Genomic DNA, 18401 nt, shown 5'->3' on the forward strand with positions numbered 1-18401 from the left:
GGCATGTCCGATACTCCCGCAACGCCCCTGCTCGATACGGTGGCGACGCCGCACGACCTCCGCAAGCTCGATCACAAGCAACTGCGCCAACTGGCCGACGAGCTGCGCGCCGAAACCATTTCCGCGGTCGGCACGACCGGCGGGCATCTCGGCTCCGGCCTCGGCGTGGTCGAGCTGACCACCGCGATCCACTATGTCTTCAACACGCCCGACGACCGGCTGGTGTGGGACGTCGGCCACCAATGCTATCCGCACAAGATTCTGACCGGGCGCCGCGACCGCATCCGCACGCTGCGGCAGGGCGGGGGCCTTTCGGGCTTCACCAAGCGTAGCGAGAGCGAATACGACCCGTTCGGCGCGGCGCATTCCTCGACGTCGATCTCGGCGGCGCTGGGCTTTGCCATCGCCAACAAGCTGACCGGCGCGCCCGGCAAGGCGATCGCGGTGATCGGCGACGGATCGATGTCCGCCGGCATGGCCTATGAGGCGATGAACAACGCCGAGGCCGCGGGCAATCGGCTGGTGGTGATCCTGAACGACAACGACATGTCGATCGCTCCGCCGGTGGGCGGGCTGTCGGCGTACCTTGCGCGCATGGTGTCGAGTTCCGAGTATCTCGGCCTGCGCAGTCTTGCATCGAAGCTGACCGCGAAGCTCTCCCGCCGCGTCCACAAGACTGCGCGCAAGGCCGAGGAATATACCCGCGGCATGGTGACCGGGGGCACGCTCTTCGAGGAGCTCGGCTTCTACTATGTCGGGCCGATCGACGGGCACAACCTCGATCACCTCATCCCGGTGCTGGAGAATGTCCGCGACGCCGAGCAGGGGCCGGTGCTGGTCCATGTCGTGACCAAGAAGGGCAAGGGCTATGCCCCGGCCGAGGCGTCGGCGGACAAATATCATGGCGTCCAGAAATTCGACGTCATCACCGGCACGCAGGCGACCGCCCCACCGGGACCGCCGAGTTACCAGAACGTGTTCGGCGACGCGCTGGTGCGCGAGGCGGCTACGGATGATCGGATCGTCGCGATCACCGCGGCGATGCCATCGGGCACCGGCGTCGATCGCTTCGCCAAGGCCTATCCCGACCGTGCGTTCGATGTCGGCATCGCCGAGCAGCATGCGGTGACCTTCGCCGCGGGGCTGGCGGCGCAGGGGATGCGACCATTCTGTGCGATCTACTCGACGTTCCTGCAACGCGCCTATGATCAGGTCGTGCATGACGTCGCCATCCAGAATTTACCCGTCCGGTTCGCGATCGACCGCGCTGGTCTGGTCGGCGCCGATGGTGCGACCCATGCCGGCAGCTTCGACGTAACCTATCTGGCTACTCTCCCGAACTTTGTGGTGATGGCGGCGGCGGACGAGGCGGAGCTGGTCCATATGACCCATACCGCGGTGCTGCACGATAGCGGGCCGATCGCGGTGCGCTATCCACGCGGCAACGGCACCGGCGTCGCACTCCCCGAGGTTCCGCAGGCGCTCGAGATCGGCAAGGGCCGCATCGTGCGCGAGGGCAAGAAAGTGGCGATCCTGTCGCTCGGCACCCGCCTGGCCGAGGCGCTCAAGGCCGCCGACGCGCTGGAGGCGAAGGGCCTGTCGACCACGGTCGCCGACCTGCGTTTCGTTAAGCCTTTGGACGAGGCGCTGATCCGCAAGCTGCTGACCACGCATGAAGTCGCCGTGACGATCGAGGAAGCCGCGGTCGGCGGGCTCGGCGCGCATGTGTTGACCTTCGCCAGCGACGCCGGGCTGATCGATGCGGGGCTGAAGCTGCGCACGATGCGCCTGCCCGATGTGTTTCAGGACCAGGACAAGCCCGACGCGCAGTACGACACCGCCCGGCTGAACGCCGAGCACATCGTCGACACCGTGCTGAAGGCGCTGCGCCACAACAGCGATGCCATTGCGGAGGGCGCGCGCGCTTGAGCGGATGGACGGCGGTCGTCACGATCGTCGGCCTGATGGTGGTCGCGACGATCGGCTTCAACGCGTCACTTTGGATGCGGCACAAATCGGTCGCGGCGGCGCGCGGTGGGTGGAACGACGATGATTTCCGCGCGGCGCTCGCCGGGCAGGGGTGCTCGGCGGAGGTGATAGACGCTGTCCGTGGCGAACTGGCGCCCCATTATTACGCCGACCTCGCGCCGCGGCCTGAGGACGATCTGGCGGAACTGCTGCGGATCGATGTGGACGAACTGACGGAGATCGTCGCGCGCCTGTTCGACCGGCTCGGGGTAACCCCGGTCGAGCAGGAGCAGATCCCGCCGCTCGCTACCGTCGCCGACCTTGCCGATTACATCAAACGAGGCCGCGCTCACCTGACGGAGGCGTGAGTGCGCGCCCAGGCGAGGAACAACTCCGGCCATAGATGCGCCGACAGCCCCGCGGTGCGCCGTCCCCAGCCGAAGCCGTGGCCGCCGCGTTCGAACAGGTGCATCTCCACCGGCACGCCCGCGTCGCGCAAGGCGGCGTGCAGCGCGATGCTGTTGGCGACCGGCACCGTCTTATCGTCGGCGGCATGCGACAGGAACATCGGCGGCGTCGCGCGGGTCACCTGCAGGTCGGGCGAATGTTCGGTCACGAAGCTGTCGGCGGGCGACGCCCCGATCAGCGCGTCGCGCGATCCGGCGTGGGCGATCGCCGCGTCCATCGACACCACCGGATAGATCGGCGCGGCGAGCATCGGGCGCGCGTCGAGCGTGTCGGCGGCATCGACCGGCGTATAGACCCGACGCATGTGGCGGACGGCCAAGTCCGCGCAGAGATGCCCGCCAGCGGAAAACCCCATCGCGCCGACGCGGGTAGGGTCGATCGCATATTCGCTCGCCCGCGCCCGGATCAGCCGCATCGCCCGCTGTGCGTCCGCAAGCGGCGTGTTGGCCGGATCGCGCCACCCCTCGCCCGGCAGGCGGTAGAACAGAACGAAGGCAGTGATCCCGCGCTCGGCCAGCCACGGGCCGATCTCATACCCTTCCTTGTCGATCACGACGCGCTGGTAGCCGCCGCCAGGGATGACGAGCATCGCCGCGCCGTTCGGACGCGCGGGGCGGAAGACGTCGAGGCGGGGGCGCCGGATGTTGGTCAGCGCGCGGTCGCGGACGGCTGGATTCTTGCTGCGTTCCAGCACGATTTCGGTCAGGCTGCGGTTTATCAGGCCCGGCGCCTCGCCCGGCCACAGCGCGATGGTGGTAGCCGGGGTGACGCTTGCTGCTGCGGCACTTGCGGGGACGGCGGCCAGTGAGGCGGCAAGCAGGGTGCGGCGGTCGATCGTCATCGCCACAAGGATGGCACAGGCAGTACGGTTGCGAAACGGCCCTTCACGCGCCGATGCGTGGCTCCCGCGCCAGTCGCTCGGCGAGCAGCGCGCGGCCCTGCGACGGGGTGTGGGCCAGACCCACGCCGTCGATCAGCTCGGCGAGCAGATCCTGTCCCTCACGCCAGTCGCCGATCCCGCTCAGCGCGTTGATGTGGCCGACGGCGCCGGCACCCACGAAATGGCTGCCCCAGCCGCCGGCGAGGGCGCGGGCGCGCTCCAGCGTGATCCAGGGGTCGTCGCTGCTCGCCACCACCAGCGAGGGGAAGGGCAGCGGCGTCGTCGGGGCGGGGGCGAAGCCGGCGAGTTCGGGCGGCGCGCCGTGGCGATCGACGTCGGCCGGAGCGACCAGTAACGCACCCGCCACCGGCCAGCCATAGGGTTGGCCCGACAACGCCGCCCACCATGCGACGGCCAGGCATCCCAACGAATGCGCGACGAGCACCACCGGTGCTTGCGCGGTGCGGATCGCCTGGTCGAGCTTCGTCATCCAGCTGTTGCGGTGCGGCGCGTCCCACATGCCAAGCTCGGCGCGGACCGTATCGGCGCGCGCCTGCTCCCACAGGGTCTGCCAGTGGCTGTCGCCCGATCCGCCGAGGCCAGGCACGGTCAGGATGGTCGGAACGATCGCCGTATCGGTCGCGAAAGACGCCATGTCGGTCACTCCATTGCCAGTCCCCGATGCCACTCAAAATATTCCTACCCATTGACTAGGCAATAGCGATGCGACGACCGGACGGCGGGCGGCGCCGATCCGAAAAGGGTTTGCCGATCGGGCGCGCAAACCCTTCCGCCCGACGCGCGGGCGTGGCAAAGGGCGGAACATATGCTGACCGCGCTGGCCATTCGCGACGTTGTGCTGATCGAGGCGCTCGACCTCGATTTCACGCGCGGGCTCGGCGTGCTGACCGGGGAGACGGGGGCGGGCAAGTCGATCCTGCTCGACGCGCTGGGGCTGGCGCTGGGCGCGCGGGCGGATAGCGGGCTGGTCCGGCATGGGGCGACGCAGGCGAGCGTCGCCGCGACCTTCGAGCTGCCCGACGACCATGCCGTCGCCTCGCTGATGGCGCAGAACGGGCTGGACCGCGATGCCGGCGAACCGCTCATCATCCGCCGCATCGTCAAGGCCGACGGCGGCAGCCGCGCGTTCGTCAACGACCAGCCGGCGTCCGCCGGGCTGCTGCGCGAACTCGGCCGCCATCTGGTCGAGATCCACGGCCAACACGACGACCGCGGGCTGCTGGCACCCGCCGGCCACCGCGCGCTGCTCGACGTGTTCGGCAAGGTCGATACAGGGTCGGTCGCTGTCGCTCACCGGGCGTGGCGCGATGCCGAGGGGGTACTGGCGGCGGCGCGCGCGGAGATCGCGACAGCGGCGCGGGACCGCGACTGGCTCGAACATGCGGTCAGCGAACTCGACGCCCTGGCGCCCGAAGCCGGGGAGGAGGAGACGCTCGCCGATCGGCGACGGCTGATGCAGCGATCGGAAAAGATCGCCGACGACCTGTCCACGATCGACACGCTGGTGAGCGACGGGGAGGGCGGGCTGTCGAAGTTGCGTCAGGCGGCGCGCTATCTCGAACGGGTCGCTCCCGACCACCCGGCTCTCGCCGACGCGCTGGGCGCGATCGATCGCGCGATCATCGAGGGCGCGATGGCCGAGCATCGGCTGGCCGAGGCGGCACGGGCGTTGAGCTTCGATCCACGCAGCCTGGAGGATGACGAGGCGCGGCTGTTCGAGCTGCGCGCGATGGCGCGCAAGCACCGCGTGCAGCCCGACGACCTCGCCGCGCTGGCGGACGAGTTGCGCGGGCGGCTGGAACGGCTCGACAATGGCGAGGCGGGGCTGGGCGCGCTGGAGGCCGACCTGGCGGCGAAGGCGCGCGCCTATGAAGCCGCCGCCGCGGCAGTGTCGGCGGCGCGCGAGGCGGCAGCGGAACGACTCGACGCGGTGGTCGCGACCGAATTCGCGCCGCTGAAGCTCGACGCCGCGCGCTTCCGCACCCAGGTCGCCCGCCTGCCGGACGATCAGTGGAGCGCCAGCGGGCGCGACCGGGTGGAATTCTTGGTGTCGACCAATCCGGGCGCGCCGTTCGCACCGCTTATCAAGATCGCCAGCGGCGGCGAATTGTCGCGCTTCGTGCTGGCGCTGAAGGTCGCGCTGGCCGAGGAAGGCGGGGCGGCGACGTTGATCTTCGACGAGATCGACCGCGGCGTCGGCGGCGCGGTGGCGAGCGCGATCGGCGACCGGCTGGCGCGGCTCGCGCAGGGGGCGCAGCTACTGGTGGTGACGCACAGCCCGCAAGTTGCGGCGCGGGGCGACGGCCATTTCCTGATCGCCAAGCGCCACGACGGCATCGTCACCCGCACCGGCGTCCGCACCCTGGGGGACGACGAGCGCCGCGAGGAAATCGCGCGGATGCTCTCGGGCGCGGAAGTGACCGACGAAGCGCGCGCGCAGGCAGAACGGCTGCTCGCGGCCTGACGCGCCATTAAGCAAGGGGCGGTCGGTGCGCCTTAGCCGAAATCCGTACCGCCAAATCCCGTTCGTGCTGAGCTTGTCGAAACAACTGCCCCCGGCACGCCCTTCGACACGCTTAGGGCGAGCGGCCCGATTATGGCGCCCGGCACTCTACGCCGTCGGCTGCTCGAACTGCTCGATCACCCATTCTTCCTCGTTCGCAGCGGCGATCCAGTCCTGCATGAAGGGATGCTGGAGCACCGCGTTCATGTAGGCCGGCGCGAAGCGCGCGACGGGGAGCGAATAGGTGACGATGCGCGTCACCACGGGCGCGAACATGATGTCGACCGCGCCGAATTCGCCGAACAGGAACTGGCCGTCGCCGCCGTACCGGGCGCGGGCCTGTGCCCACAGCTCCATGATGCGCGTCAGGTCGGCGAGGACATCCGAGTCGGGCTGTTGCGGCGCATAGACCTGACGGATGTTCATGCTGTGCTTGCGACGCAGCGCGGCGAAGCCGGAATGCATTTCCGCCGCCATCGACCGCGCCATCGCGCGCGCCGCGGTATCCTGCGGCCAGAATTTGTCGCCGCCGCTCGCTTCGTTCAGGAATTCGATGATCGCCAGCGAATCCCAGACCACGCAGTCGCCGTCCCAAAGGATCGGCACCTTGCCCGAGGATGGCGCGAATTCGTCGCCCTCACGCCGCTTCTCCCAGTCCTGGTCGTACAGCGGCACGACCATTTCCTCGAATGGCAACCCGGCCTGCTTGCATGCGAGCCAGCCGCGCAGCGACCAGGAGGAATAGGCCTTGTTACCGATGATGAGCTTGAGCATGGCGGCGGGGTAGCCGCCACGGCGCGGTCGGGCAACCGGCGCGCGTCAGATGCGCCGCTTCTGCGCCATCGGTGCCAGCGCGAATTTGCGGGTGGCGGGGCTCCAGACCAGCTCGCGCGAGCAGAATTGCCAGTTGGCGAACGGAACGCCGCGCGCGTTCTGGCCGCAGTCCATCGCGGCCAGGTCTATCCACAGGCGGTTGCGGCCGCCCGCCGTCTCCACCTTAGCGCCGTACACGCTGTTGCCATAGGCGCTGACTGCGGCATTGCCGCGCAGACCGACCAGCACCTCGATCGCGCTACCGTCCTGGCCGTTGGCCATCGCCGATGCCGCGCCGACGCAGTCGTACTGCGACCAGTCAACGAGGTAATCGGCGATGCCGTCGCCGGTCAGGTCGACGGTCTTGACGAGCTCGGGCGATCGTCCGGGTCGCCCGCCCGCCTCACGGCAGACCTGCGTCGCCTTGGCGACCGCACCACGGACCGCGGCGGGCCACGGCGACGGCTGGGCGATGGCACAGGACGTCCACAGCAGCGCGGCGACGGCGGGCAGGTACCTCATGGCGGGTCTCCTCGGACGCGCCGTGCCTACACGATTCGCGCGGTGGTGTCAGCCGATCGCCTCGACTACCGCGGCGCGCAGGTCGGGCAGGCCCATGCCCTTTTCGCTCGAGGTGAGGATCAGGTCGGGATGCGCGGCGGGGCGCTTGCGCGCTTCCTCGGCGGTGCGCTCGGCCACCGCGGTCAGCTCGGTCGCCTTGATCTTGTCGGCCTTGGTCAGGACGATGCGGTAGCTGGCGGCAGCGGCGTCGAGCATGTCCATGATCTCGCGGTCCACCGGCTTGATACCGTGGCGGCTGTCGATCAGCACCAGCGTGCGCTTCAGCACCACCCGCCCGCGCAGGAAGTCGTTGATGAGGAAGCGCCACTTCTTGACGAGATCCTTTGGCGCCTCGGCAAAGCCGTAGCCGGGCATGTCGACCAGCCGGAAGCGCAGTGGCTCGCCCACGTCGAAGAAGTTCAGCTCCTGCGTGCGCCCCGGCGTGTTCGACGTTCGGGCGAGTGCGTTGCGGTTGGTCAGCGCATTCAGCAGCGACGACTTGCCGACGTTCGATCGCCCGGCGAACGCGACCTCCGGCACCACCGGGTCGGGCAGATGCTGCAGCGCGGGCGCCGACTTCAGGAAGGTGACCGGCCCGGAAAACAGCTTCCGGGCGGCCTCCACCAGTTCGGGATCGAACGGGGCGTCGGTCACTTGGCCGGCGCCGTTTTCAGCGCCGGGTGGCGCGAATACAGCCACTGCTGCTGCGCGATCGTCAGCAGGTTCGACGTGATCCAGTACACCTGCAGACCCACCGCGAACGGCGCCATGACGAACATCAGCACCCACGGCATCAGGCCGAAAATCTGCTTTTGCGTGTCGTCCATCGGTGCCGGATTCAGCTTGAACTGGAAGTACATGCTGATGCCGAGCAGGATCGGCACGACGCCGATCGCGATGAAGTGCGGGGGCGTGAAGGCGAGCAGGCCGAACAGGTTGACCGGGGTCAGCGGATCGGGCGCGGACAGATCCTTGATCCAGGCAACGAACGGCTGGTGCCGCATCTCGATCGTCAGCATCAGCACCTTGTACAGCGCATAGAAGATCGGGATCTGGAGCAATGTCGGCGCGCATCCGGCGAGCGGATTGACCTTCTCGGTCTTGTACAGCGCCATCATCTCCTGCTGCAGGCGCGGTTTGTCGTCCTTGTACTTCTCCTGCAGCGTCTTCAGCTTCGGCTGGATCGCGCGCATCGACGCCATCGACGCAAACTGCTTCTGCGCGATCGGGAACATGATGAGGCGGACGGTGAAGGTCAGCAGGATGATCGCGACGCCGAAGTTGCCGATCATGCGGAACAGCCAGTCGAGATATTTGAAGATCGGCTTCTCGATGATCTCGAACCAGCCCCAGTCGATCGCCTTGCCGAAATGGGTGATGCCGAAGCGGTCCTCGTAGTTGTCGAGAAGGTTCACTTCCTTGGCGCCCGCAAAGAAGCGCGCGGTGGTGGTGATCGCGGCGCCCGGGGCCAGCGGCTTGGCGGCGACGGTGTAATCGGCCTGATAGCTCTTGTTCGCGCCGGCGCGGAATTGGGCGGTAACGTCCGATCCCTGATCGGGGATCGCCGCGGTCAGCCAGTATTTGTCGACGAAGCCGTACCAGCCGCCCTTCGACATAAGGTTCGCAGGCGCCTTGTCGATGTCCTTGAAATTGATGCCGTAGTCGGCAGCGCCGCCGTGCGACGCCATCGGCCCGGTATGGATGGTCCAGCTGTCCGGATCCTTCGACACGCCGGTGCGATTGACGAAGCTGTAGGGGGCGACCGGGACCGCGGTGGTGCCGGCGTTGGCGACGGTCTGCGTCACCGTGAACATATAGTTCTGGTCAACAGCAATCCGGATCGCGAACCGCTGGCCGGTCGCGTTCGACGCGGTGAGCGTCACCGGCGACGACGGGGTGAGCACGGTGCCGCTCGCCTGCCAGACGGCATCGGCGGCAGGCGGTGCGAAGCTGCCCGCGCCGCGCCAGCCGAAGCCGGCGAAATAGGCGTCCTGCGTGCCCGACGGCGACAGCAGGCGGATCGGCGCCGAATCCTTCGCGATCGTCTCGTCGTACTTGGTCAGGATCAGGTCGTCGATGCGGGGGCCGCGCAGGTTGATCGAACCTTTGAGCGTCGGCGTCTCGATCCGCACGCGCGGGGCTTCGGCCAGCACGACGTTGCGGTCGCGGATGGCGGCGGGCGAATAGGCGGTCGGGTCTGCGCTCGGGTTGGCGATAGCCTTCGTCTTGCCACCCTCGATCTTCGTCACCGGCGGATTGGCGGCGGGGAAGAAGGTGCGGGTGATGTACGGCCAGCCGAACAGGATCAGCGCCGCGAACACCGCGAACAGCACGAAATTGTTTTTGTCGTTGTTCAAGCGTCTTCCCCGAAAATCCTAGGGCACCGGATCATGGCCATGTCCGCCCCACGGGTGGCACCGCGCGATCCGCTTCGCCGCGAGCCAGCCACCCTTGGCCGCGCCATAGCGGCGAAGCGCCTCGATTGCATAGGCCGAACATGACGGGTTGTACCGGCACGATGGCGGCAGGATGAGCGACGGCCCAAGCTGCCACCCGCGCGCGAGGAGGATCAGCAGGCGCGCGATCACGGGCGTGGATCGCGGGGCGGGGCAGGGCGGCGCAGCTTCGCGCACGCCTTCACCAGATCGGCCTGAAGGTCCGCCCAGTCGCGCTCGATCCCGCTCGCGCGACCGATCAGGACGTGATCGGCGCCGGCGACGCCCTGTTCGGGCAGGATCGCGCGGGCGAGTTCGCGAAACCGGCGCTTCATGCGCGACCGCACGACCGATCCGCCGACCTTCTTCGACACGGTTATGCCGATTCGCATTGTGGGGTCGCCATCGCCACGCGGGCGCGCCAACAGCACGAAGCCGGGCATCGCTGCCCGGCGTCCGGTATTCGCTTTCAGATAGTCGGCGCGCTTCGTGAGTCGCGCCAGCGCGGTCGTGCTTACGCCGACAGCTTCTTGCGACCGCGGGCGCGGCGGGCGCGAATCACGTTGCGACCGCCCACCGTCGCCATGCGCGAGCGGAAGCCGTGACGGCGTGCACGCACCAGGTTGCTCGGCTGAAAGGTCCGCTTCATCGGTCATTCCCAATTCAAATGTCAAAAGGCCGCCACGCCCTTTGGCAAGGGGGACGACCGCGTCGGCGGACCCCATAGGCGAGGGGGCCGTCCTAGTCAACGGACGCGTCCGCCGCCGCTTCGCGCTGGCCCGCCGCATGCCGCGATCCGCCAGGTTGCCGATCCGCGGATACCGCCGCTTGTGCCGCACGAACTGCCTCCGTGCCCACAGCGAATTCTGGAGCACCAGACCGAGCCCTCCGGCGAACGTGAAGATGCCGCCTGGCCACGGCAGCAAGGCAACCGCTGGCGTCGCGACGATTAGCAGGGCGCCGATGACGAGAAATGCGGTGCGCAGGGCGGGGTGACGGGGGGACGAACGGGCCACACGCGCCATGTGGGCTCAGCGTGTTGCCGATGCAAGACACGTGGCAGGTACGCTGGCGCGCCGCGCAGGATCGGTTATGCAACGCAGGTCGGGGCAACGGCCTGATGACGCAGGGGGAACAGGCTTGGTCGCGATCGTCTCGACAGTGGCGTATCTTGGGCTGGAGGCGCGCGGGGTCGAGGTGCAGTGCACGCTCGTCGCCGGGCTGCCCGCGTTCGTCGTCGTCGGCCTGCCCGACAAGGCGGTCGCCGAAAGCCGCGAGCGGGTGCGCGGGGCGATCGCCGCGCTCGGCCTGTCGCTGCCGCCCAAGCGCATCACGATCAACCTGTCGCCCGCTGATCTGCCGAAGGAGGGATCGCACTTCGACCTGCCGATCGCGCTGGCGTTGCTGGCGGCGATGGGTGTCGTCGATGCCGAGGCGATCAGCGAGTATGTCGTCGTCGGCGAACTCGGCCTCGATGCGCGCGTGCAGCCGTCGCCCGGTGTGTTGCTCGCGGCGATCCATGCCGGGGCGGAAGGCAAGGGCCTGATCTGCCCCGCCGCGCAAGGGGCGGAGGCAGCGTGGGCGGGCTCTGTGGAAGTGCTGGCGGCTGCCGACCTGATCGGCTTGCTGAACCATCTGAAGGGCCAGCAACTGCTGTCGCCGCCGTCTGCGGGGGTTGTCGAGGAAGCGGGCTTCGGCCCCGATCTGGCGCAGGTGAAGGGGCAGGAGACCGCCAAGCGCGCGCTGGAGATCGCGGCGGCGGGTGGGCACAATCTGCTGATGGTCGGACCACCCGGCGCCGGCAAATCGCTGCTCGCATCGTGCCTACCCGGCATCCTCCCGCCGCTGGATGCCGCGGAGGCGCTCGAGGTGTCGATGGTGCAGTCGGTCGCGGGAACGCTGACCGGCGGGCGGCTGACGCGGACGCGACCGTTCCGTTCGCCGCATCATTCGGCGTCGATGGCGGCGCTGACCGGCGGCGGCCTCAGGGTTAAGCCGGGCGAGGTCAGCCTTGCGCATCTCGGTGTGCTGTTCCTCGACGAGCTGCCCGAGTTTCAGCGCGCGGTGCTCGATTCGCTGCGCCAGCCGCTCGAAACCGGCACGGTCAGCGTCGCGCGGGCGAATGCGCACGTCACGTTCCCCGCGAACGTCCAGCTGGTCGCGGCGATGAACCCGTGCCGGTGCGGGCATCTGGGCGACCCCGCGCTCGCCTGCTCGCGCGCGCCGAAATGCGCGGCGGACTATCAGGCGAAGGTGTCGGGGCCGCTGCTCGACCGCATCGATTTGCACGTCGAGGTCGCCGCGGTGAGCGCCGCCGACCTGATCCTGCCCCCGCCGACCGAATCCTCCGCCGACGTCGCGGCTCGGGTGGCCACGGCACGCCGCGTACAGTCCGCGCGCTACGCCGGCGACGATGCCCGCACCAACGCCGAAGCGAACGGCCCGGTGCTCGACGCGCACGCCACCCCGGACGAGGCGGGCCGCAAGCTGCTGGCGCAGGCCGCAGAGGCGATGCGCCTGTCCGCACGCGGCTACACCCGCGTCCTCCGCGTCGCGCGCACCATCGCCGATCTGGCGGGCGCCGAAACTATCGGGCGCATCCACGTGGCCGAGGCGCTCAGCTATCGCCGCCAGGCGCCGCGCAATTGACCGGGCAGGTCGGCGAGTCCCGATCGACTGTGTGATTGCCGTCCTCATCGACATTCTGGTGCGGGCGGTGGGAATCGAACCCACACTCCTTTCGGAACCGGATTTTGAGTCCGGCGCGTCTACCAGTTCCACCACGCCCGCATCGCGATCATCGGAGCGCGCGGCTCTCGATCGACGTGCGTGCCTATACGCAGGCAGATTGCGGAGTGCCAGACCGCAATTGCGCAGGGCTGCACGATGCAGACTAGGCCACCGGCAGGTCGATCGCGAAGGCCGCGCCGGTCGCTGAGGGCGTGAGGCCGATCGTGCCGCCGCTCGCCGACAGGAGCGAGCGGGCGATGGCGAGGCCGATGCCGGTGCCGCCCTGTTCGCGGCGGTCGGTGAAGAAGGGCAGGAAGATGCGGTCGCGGTCGCCGGGGGGCACGCCGGGGCCGTCGTCGTGCCACGTCAGTGTGATCCGATCCCCGAGCGGGACGATCCCGACCGCGACCGACCCGGCGCCCGCCTGGCGGCTGTTGTCGGCGAGCACCGCCAGCACCGTCGCCAGCGCCTCGGCGGCGATGCCGGCGCGCGGTGCCTCTCCGGTGACGGTAACGGTCAGGCCCGGCACGCCCGCCTGACGTGCCACCGCCGCCGGATCGCAATGCGCATCCGACGCATCGGCCATGTCGGCGCGGGCGAGATCGAGGAGGCGTTGGACCAGCCGCGACAGCCGCTCGGTATCGGCGGTCGCGTTGGCGAGAAAGCGGCGGCGGTCGTCCTCGCCCATGTCATGCTCGGCCAGCAGCTCCAGCGCGCCGCGGATGCCGGTCAGCGGCGTCTTGAATTCGTGGCTGACTGCGGTGGCGAAGTCGCGGAGGTAGCGGTTCCGCGCGTCGATGCGCTCGGCCATCACCGCGAAGTTCGAATACAGCTCGCGAATCTCGATCGCGGCGGTCGCGGGCGACTCCGGGATCGACACCTGGCCGCGCGCCACCGCGTCGCTGGCGCGGGTGAGCGCGCGGATCGGGCGGGCGATACCGCGCGACAGTAGCCCGGCGAGCACCATCAAAGTCGCGAAGATCAGGACGATGCCGATCGCGATCTTGCCGCCGTCCTGCGCAATGCCGACGAACAGGCCGCGCGGCGACCGCCACGCCATCACCATGCCGATCACCGCGCCGTCGGCGGTCACCGGCTGGACGTGGTGGACGCGGATATTGACCGCGCGGCTGAGCCATTCGAGCGGCGAGTGCAGGTTGTAGGGGTCGTCGAAGCGCGTCCGCAGCACGGTGGCGGGCCGTCCGGATGCGGCGCGGCGCACTTCGACCAGCCCTGCGTAGCTCAGACCAACGTCGCCGCGCCCGGCGACCACCACGCCCGCCGCGTCGAGGATGCGGGTCGACGCCAGCGTCATCGCGGCGGCGTCGCGGACGATGGGGGCCAACTGTGCCCCGACGCGCGCCGCGCGGGGATCGGCCGGCCGGGTGCGGACCGGGGCGGGCGCGGCGGGAAGGACGGGATCGGCGCGCAGGTCGATGCGCGGCGGATCGGCGACGGGATCGTCGCGCGGCGCGGCGGGCGCCCCCCATGCGGCGCGATAGGCGGCGGCGAGTACGGCTCCTTGCGCGGTCAGCTCCGCCTCGGTCTGCTGGACGAGCGTGTTTTCGTACACGCGCAAGAACACCGCGCCGACGCCCGGCAGGGCGGCCACGAACACGAATGTCGCGAGCAGGATCGCGCGGATCGACAGCGCCGGCCAGTGGCGCTTCGCCAGCCGCTTGAGTGCAGCGATCAACCGCAGCGCCCGATGCGGTAGCCGACCCCGCTGCGCGTCTCGATCAGTTCGTCCAGGCCCGCCGCGGCGAATTTCGCGCGCAGGTTGCGGACGTGGCTGTCGATCGTGCGGTCGGTGATCGCGAAGCCGGGGCCGTGCAGCCGGTCGATGATCGCGTCGCGGCTGAACACCTTCGTCGGCAGGCTGGCGAGGAGTGCCAGCATCTGGAATTCGGTGGCGGTGGTGGCGACGGCGGCGTCGCCGACCCGCGCTTCCCACGCGTCGGTGTCGAGCGTCAGGCGTCCGTGGCGGATGGTGGGGGCAAGCAGCGGGGGCGGCGCGGGGACGCCGCGCTTCAATATGGCGCCGACCCGCGCGACCACTTCGCGCGGGGAAAACGGCTTCACGACATAATCGTCGCCGCCGATCTCGATCCCGACGATGCGGTCGATCTCGTCGTCGCGCGAGGACAGGAACAGGATCGGCAATGCCGCGCCCGGCCCGCCACCGGCGCGCAGGCGGCGGCACACCTCCAGCCCGTCGAGCCGCGGCATGGTGATGTCGAGGATCATCAGGTCGGGCATCGCCGCGGCGACCGATGCGAGTGCGGCTTCCCCGTCGGCGGCCTCGGCGACGGTCATCCCCGCCTTGCCGAGCGCGAAGGCGAGCAGGTCGCGGATGTGCGGATCGTCATCGACGACGAGGATGTGGTGGGTCATCGCGTACATTGCTGGCGCCTGCGTGAGGGATTCGTCAACCGGTGCGCTCGACCGTCATCGCCGCCAGCCAAGGCCCGGTGCTGGCGCCGGTGAGCGCGGGCCAGTACCAGCCGGGAACGTCGGAGAAGACGCGCGCCCGGGCGTCGGTAATGCGTTCGCAGACCCGGAGCGTGACGCCGCCGCGCCGTGCGGCGAAGCACGACGCCAGGCCGCCCGCGACGCGCTGCATCGGCAGGGGATCGATCGCGTAGCCGAGTGCTGCAAAACAGTCGCGGGGCGGGTGGAGCTGGCGGGTGGCGCGGGCGACCTGGCGCAGCACGACCTGCCGCCGCCCGTCGCTGAACCGCGCGACATGGCCGGGAAAACCGCGCGCGAGCATCGCGTCGCCGGGGCCGGGCGGAACAGGGACGATCGCGCGACCGTCAAATCGGGCCGGCCAGGGGCGCAGCACCGTGCTGGCCTGCGGCTTGCTCGGCAGCAGGGGCATGGCCGCCGCGAGGAGTGCGATGCCGGCGATCAGGCGGATCATGTGCGGGCGCTCCGGCGCATCGGCAGCGCCATCGCGGCCGCGGCGACGAGGGCGAAGGCGGCGAGGCCGACGACCTCGTGCATCGCGGCGTCGCCGGGCAGGGCGACGAAACCTTCCTCGAGGTAGAACAGGCTCGCGGCGCGGAGCGCATTGCCGAGGATCGCGACGCCGACTGCCCCGGCCAGGATCGCGGCAAAGGCAGCGGGGCGCGCGCGCCGCACCATCGCGAGCACGCACGCAAGCACCAGCGTCGCCCACAGCATCCGCACCCCGCTGCACGGCCCGTCGAACAGCAGCTCGCGCCCGTGCCATCGGAGCGCGACGCCCTCCAGCCCGACGCCGATGCCGTTCAGCCGCAGCATCGCGACCGTCAGCATCGCCGACACCCGGCGCAGCGGATAGGCGGCGAGCACGTCGAGCGTCGGCAGGATCGGCAGCGCCAGCAAGGCGAGCGCCAGCGCCGGCCAGCGCAGACGCGGCATCGCGCACCACAGCAAAGCGGCGACCACCGCGCCGATCTCGACCAGAGCAACGCCGGTGAGCGGCGCGGCGGCGATCAGCAGCAGGCCCGCGACCAGGCGGGCGGGCGCCACATCGTGCCGCGCGCGCACCGAGAGCCAGCCGAGCGCGGCGCCCAGCGCCAGCGTCGTTGCCAGCCCGACCCCCTCCGCCCGACCAGCAAGCAGCACGATGCCGTGCCAGCCCGCGCCGGCGATGAGCAGCATCGCCCACCGCGCGGCGATCACGCCCACGCCTCCGCGCGGCGACGGCGGTGGAGCATCCACGCCGCGGCGAAGGCGACGCAGATCAGCAGCGCCCAGGTCTCAGGCTCGGGCACGGTCGGCACGGCATCGGCATCGGGGACGGGCAGGCCGTTCGCGCGGTAGTCCTTGTCGGTTTCCAGCACCACCGCGCCGCTGACCGGGGTGACGATGTTCAGCCGATGGGCGAGGTCGATCGACGCGTCGCGCGCCTTACCTCGCTCGCCCGACGCCGCGGTGAGGCGGTCGGCGGCCCAGAGGCGGACGATGTGTTCGGAGCCGGTCGCAGGCGCGCTCGCCATCCCGCGCGCAACCTGCCAGCGCGGTGCCGCTCCGGCGGCGTCGGCAACGATCGCGCGCAGGTCCGCCACCGGGTCGCCGCTGGCGCGCGGCATCCGGGCGGTGTCGAACCAGCCGTGGTCGGCGACCGTCATCGCGCGGCCCGGCACCGTTTGATAGCGGATCAGACGGGGGAGCGCCGCCGAGCGATCGAGCACCTGCTCCAGCGCCGGTTCGGGGCGGGCGAAGCGCACCGGCTGTGCGCCGTGGACCCACAGCAATGTCGCATCACGGTCCGGCATTGCCGCGACCGCGCGGGCGAGGGCAGCGCGGCTGTCCGCCCCGCCGACGAATCTGGCTTGGGCAAGCGCCGTGCGAATGCGGCTCGCCTGGTCCGGCGACCACGGGCGCGGATCGACCAACGTCACTGCGTCGCCCGCTATCGCCAGCCCGACCGGAACGCCGGGCGCCACGCCGTTGAGGGCAGAGGGCAGCGCCGCGGCGGCTTGCGCCGTATCGGTCGCGGCATCGACCACGATCATCAACGGCGCGGGCCGGGCAGCGACGCGGGCGACGCGCTGCTCGACCGCCAGCGCCGGCGCGGTCCCGCTCGCGGGGGAGCCGCCGACGACCGACCAAGGCGCGGCGGCGCGCAGCAGCGTGACGACCGGGCGGCGCGCCAGCAGGTCGGCGTCGCGGATGCTGCCGTGCGCGGCGCCTCCGATCGGCTGGTCGCCGTCGATCCATACGGCATGGGTGACCGTGTCGGGGATATCGAAGTTGCGCTCGACGATCGCGGGCAGGGCGAGCGACCGCGCGCCGTCCGCACCGATCGCGAAGGGCGCGGTGATGCCGATCCGCAGCCGCAGGCTGGCGTTCGCGGGGATCGGGAACGCCTGCACCAGCAGCCGCTGCGCGCCGTCGGTGGTGACGAGCAGCGGGTCGCGCGATGCGCGGACCACGCTGGTGTAGGCGGCGCGCGCGGTGGCGCGGCGGGCGATGCTCGCCTCGCGCGGTTCGCCGTTCACCCACAGCGTCGCGCGCGACGCCACCGCACCTTCGGGCAGGGCCAGCGTGAAGCGCCCCTCGCGCACCACCGGTTGCGCGTTGGCGAGGTCGATCGTCCATTCGAGATAGGCGAGGTTGTCGCGCCCCGCGACCGAGCCGTCGATGCGCGACCCGGCGAGCGTCAGCCCCTCCACCCGGCCGCCCACCGCCTCGCCGCCCTGATCCTCGTCCCAGCCCGACCAGCGCATGCGGTCGGCGGGGCCGTGGCCGGGTCGCGGGGCGACGTTGAACGCGGTGCCGGTGACCCGGTAGTAGAGTTCGCGCGCCGGCGCGGTCGGCGGCAGGGTGTTGCCGAACGGCCCGTCGCTCCACACCGTGACCAGCAGGCTGGCGATGCCGGTCGCCCGCGCGGCATCGCCGTAGGAAAGGCGTAGCAGCAGCTCGCGGTCGCCGAGCCGGCGCATGAGCCCGACCGCGCTCGCCTGTTCGGCGTCGTCGCCGGCGTAGCGGGCAAGCGCGATCTGGGTGGCGGTGGCGGGCAGGTCGACGATGCTGAGCGCGACGATCCCGATCGAAACCCCCGCGGAAACGCGGCGCCAGGCATGGGCGTGACACACGCTCAGTTCCGCGATCCAACGCCATGCGCACACCAGCGCCGCCAGCGGGGCGAACGGCAACAGACCGATGCCGAGCAACAGGATCGCGATCAGCGCGAACGGCAGCATCGGCAGGAACAGCAGCGCATAGCTGATCGCGATGGCAATGCCCGCGCCGCCGGCGACGAGCAGCCACGCCGGCCCGCCGTCCTCACGCCCCGCGGCGCGCCACAGCAGGAAATTCACCCCCGGCACCGCCGCGACGAGCAGCAGGTGACCGAGCGTCGGCATCGGATCGAAGAAGGCGTCGGCGCAGATGCCGGTCGCGAACTCGATCGCGATGACCAGCGCGGGGAAAAGGACGGCGACGACCAGCGACGCGGTGCGGGCCGGGACGAACGGGTTGCGATAGGACATGGGCGCTCCTGTGACGGAGGCTGGATGCGCCGCTGGTG

Annotated in this window: 18 protein-coding genes and 1 tRNA gene; 4 read left to right on the plus strand and 15 right to left on the minus strand. The window is 70.3% G+C overall.

The window, feature by feature from the left end; translation table 11 throughout:
• Nucleotides 1-3 precede the first annotated feature (3 nt).
• Both dxs and M9980_RS02790 read left to right on the plus strand, forming a co-directional pair.
• Nucleotides 4-1929 carry a 1-deoxy-D-xylulose-5-phosphate synthase gene (gene dxs, locus M9980_RS02785; protein WP_250753104.1) on the plus strand — a complete coding sequence of 642 codons (1926 nt, stop codon included), beginning with the start codon at nucleotides 4-6 and terminating at the stop codon, nucleotides 1927-1929.
• Entirely contained in the window at nucleotides 1926-2336 is a 411-nt protein-coding gene (locus M9980_RS02790) for a hypothetical protein (RefSeq protein WP_250753106.1), read from the plus strand. The genes dxs and M9980_RS02790 overlap by 4 nt, the downstream gene beginning before the upstream one ends.
• Here the strand turns inward: M9980_RS02790 and M9980_RS02795 are convergent.
• Both M9980_RS02795 and M9980_RS02800 read right to left on the minus strand, forming a co-directional pair.
• Nucleotides 2318-3277 carry an alpha/beta hydrolase gene (locus tag M9980_RS02795; RefSeq protein WP_250753109.1) on the minus strand — a complete coding sequence of 320 codons (960 nt, stop codon included), beginning with the start codon at nucleotides 3275-3277 and terminating at the stop codon, nucleotides 2318-2320. The genes M9980_RS02790 and M9980_RS02795 overlap by 19 nt on opposite strands.
• Before the next feature lie 43 nt (nucleotides 3278-3320).
• Nucleotides 3321-3971: an RBBP9/YdeN family alpha/beta hydrolase gene (locus M9980_RS02800; protein WP_250753112.1), complete on the minus strand. Its 651-nt coding sequence runs from the start codon at nucleotides 3969-3971 to the stop codon at nucleotides 3321-3323.
• 171 nt (nucleotides 3972-4142) lie between these two features.
• On the opposite strand from M9980_RS02800, the gene recN reads away from it, so the two are divergent.
• On the plus strand, nucleotides 4143-5801 hold the full coding sequence (gene recN / locus M9980_RS02805; protein ID WP_250753114.1) for a DNA repair protein RecN: 1659 nt from the start codon (nucleotides 4143-4145) through the stop codon (nucleotides 5799-5801).
• A 147-nt stretch (nucleotides 5802-5948) separates the two neighbouring features.
• On the opposite strand, the gene M9980_RS02810 is transcribed toward recN, so the two are convergent.
• The 7 genes from M9980_RS02810 to rpmH form a co-directional block, all read right to left on the minus strand.
• Nucleotides 5949-6614, minus strand: a complete 666-nt coding sequence (locus tag M9980_RS02810) for a glutathione S-transferase family protein (RefSeq protein WP_250753116.1) — start codon at nucleotides 6612-6614, stop codon at nucleotides 5949-5951.
• 45 nt (nucleotides 6615-6659) lie between these two features.
• Nucleotides 6660-7175: a hypothetical protein gene (locus tag M9980_RS02815; RefSeq protein WP_250753118.1), complete on the minus strand. Its 516-nt coding sequence runs from the start codon at nucleotides 7173-7175 to the stop codon at nucleotides 6660-6662.
• 48 nt (nucleotides 7176-7223) lie between these two features.
• Nucleotides 7224-7868, minus strand: coding sequence for a ribosome biogenesis GTP-binding protein YihA/YsxC (gene yihA, locus M9980_RS02820; RefSeq protein ID WP_250753120.1), 645 nt, complete (start codon nucleotides 7866-7868; stop codon nucleotides 7224-7226).
• Nucleotides 7865-9571 (minus strand): membrane protein insertase YidC, encoded by a 1707-nt coding sequence (gene yidC, locus M9980_RS02825; protein ID WP_250753121.1) that lies wholly within the window; start codon nucleotides 9569-9571, stop codon nucleotides 7865-7867. The genes yihA and yidC overlap by 4 nt, the downstream gene beginning before the upstream one ends.
• Nucleotides 9572-9589: 18 nt before the next feature.
• A complete protein-coding gene (gene yidD / locus M9980_RS02830) occupies nucleotides 9590-9802 on the minus strand; it encodes a membrane protein insertion efficiency factor YidD (RefSeq protein ID WP_250753122.1) in 213 nt (70 codons plus the stop codon).
• Nucleotides 9799-10092, minus strand: a complete 294-nt coding sequence (gene rnpA, locus M9980_RS02835; protein ID WP_250753123.1) for a ribonuclease P protein component — start codon at nucleotides 10090-10092, stop codon at nucleotides 9799-9801. Before rnpA ends, yidD begins: the two co-directional genes overlap by 4 nt.
• 71 nt (nucleotides 10093-10163) lie before the next feature.
• Complete coding sequence (rpmH, locus tag M9980_RS02840; RefSeq protein WP_029724273.1) at nucleotides 10164-10298, minus strand: 50S ribosomal protein L34; 135 nt, start codon at nucleotides 10296-10298, stop codon at nucleotides 10164-10166.
• Between the two features lie 491 nt (nucleotides 10299-10789).
• On the opposite strand from rpmH, the gene M9980_RS02845 reads away from it, so the two are divergent.
• Complete coding sequence (locus M9980_RS02845) at nucleotides 10790-12298, plus strand: YifB family Mg chelatase-like AAA ATPase (RefSeq protein WP_250753124.1); 1509 nt, start codon at nucleotides 10790-10792, stop codon at nucleotides 12296-12298.
• Nucleotides 12299-12354: 56 nt separating this feature from the next.
• Here the strand turns inward: M9980_RS02845 and M9980_RS02850 are convergent.
• From M9980_RS02850 to M9980_RS02875, 6 genes are all read right to left on the minus strand, one after another.
• A tRNA-Leu gene (locus M9980_RS02850) sits at nucleotides 12355-12439 on the minus strand.
• Nucleotides 12440-12542: 103 nt separating this feature from the next.
• Complete coding sequence (locus M9980_RS02855) at nucleotides 12543-14075, minus strand: sensor histidine kinase (RefSeq protein ID WP_250753126.1); 1533 nt, start codon at nucleotides 14073-14075, stop codon at nucleotides 12543-12545.
• Nucleotides 14072-14773: a response regulator transcription factor gene (locus M9980_RS02860; RefSeq protein ID WP_250753128.1), complete on the minus strand. Its 702-nt coding sequence runs from the start codon at nucleotides 14771-14773 to the stop codon at nucleotides 14072-14074. The genes M9980_RS02855 and M9980_RS02860 overlap by 4 nt, the downstream gene beginning before the upstream one ends.
• Nucleotides 14774-14807: 34 nt before the next feature.
• Nucleotides 14808-15302 (minus strand): hypothetical protein, encoded by a 495-nt coding sequence (locus M9980_RS02865; RefSeq protein ID WP_250753130.1) that lies wholly within the window; start codon nucleotides 15300-15302, stop codon nucleotides 14808-14810.
• Complete coding sequence (locus tag M9980_RS02870; protein WP_250753132.1) at nucleotides 15299-16048, minus strand: archaeosortase/exosortase family protein; 750 nt, start codon at nucleotides 16046-16048, stop codon at nucleotides 15299-15301. Before M9980_RS02870 ends, M9980_RS02865 begins: the two co-directional genes overlap by 4 nt.
• Complete coding sequence (locus M9980_RS02875) at nucleotides 16045-18363, minus strand: VIT domain-containing protein (RefSeq protein WP_250753134.1); 2319 nt, start codon at nucleotides 18361-18363, stop codon at nucleotides 16045-16047. The genes M9980_RS02870 and M9980_RS02875 overlap by 4 nt, the downstream gene beginning before the upstream one ends.
• Between the last annotated feature and the right edge of the window lie 38 nt (nucleotides 18364-18401).

The organism is Sphingomonas donggukensis, from assembly GCF_023674425.1.
Taxonomy (GTDB): domain Bacteria; phylum Pseudomonadota; class Alphaproteobacteria; order Sphingomonadales; family Sphingomonadaceae; genus Sphingomonas; species Sphingomonas donggukensis.

Coding starts and splice junctions, on each gene's coding strand:
- rpmH (WP_029724273.1), bottom strand. CDS start 10,298: ATGAAGCGGACCTTTCAGCCGAGCAACCTGGTGCGTGCACGCCGTCAC.
- M9980_RS02865 (WP_250753130.1), bottom strand. CDS start 15,302: ATGATCCGCCTGATCGCCGGCATCGCACTCCTCGCGGCGGCCATGCCC.
- dxs (WP_250753104.1), top strand. CDS start 4: ATGTCCGATACTCCCGCAACGCCCCTGCTCGATACGGTGGCGACGCCG.
- M9980_RS02875 (WP_250753134.1), bottom strand. CDS start 18,363: ATGTCCTATCGCAACCCGTTCGTCCCGGCCCGCACCGCGTCGCTGGTC.
- M9980_RS02860 (WP_250753128.1), bottom strand. CDS start 14,773: ATGACCCACCACATCCTCGTCGTCGATGACGATCCGCACATCCGCGAC.
- M9980_RS02815 (WP_250753118.1), bottom strand. CDS start 7,175: ATGAGGTACCTGCCCGCCGTCGCCGCGCTGCTGTGGACGTCCTGTGCC.
- rnpA (WP_250753123.1), bottom strand. CDS start 10,092: ATGCCCGGCTTCGTGCTGTTGGCGCGCCCGCGTGGCGATGGCGACCCC.
- recN (WP_250753114.1), top strand. CDS start 4,143: ATGCTGACCGCGCTGGCCATTCGCGACGTTGTGCTGATCGAGGCGCTC.
- M9980_RS02810 (WP_250753116.1), bottom strand. CDS start 6,614: ATGCTCAAGCTCATCATCGGTAACAAGGCCTATTCCTCCTGGTCGCTG.
- M9980_RS02800 (WP_250753112.1), bottom strand. CDS start 3,971: ATGGCGTCTTTCGCGACCGATACGGCGATCGTTCCGACCATCCTGACC.
- M9980_RS02795 (WP_250753109.1), bottom strand. CDS start 3,277: ATGACGATCGACCGCCGCACCCTGCTTGCCGCCTCACTGGCCGCCGTC.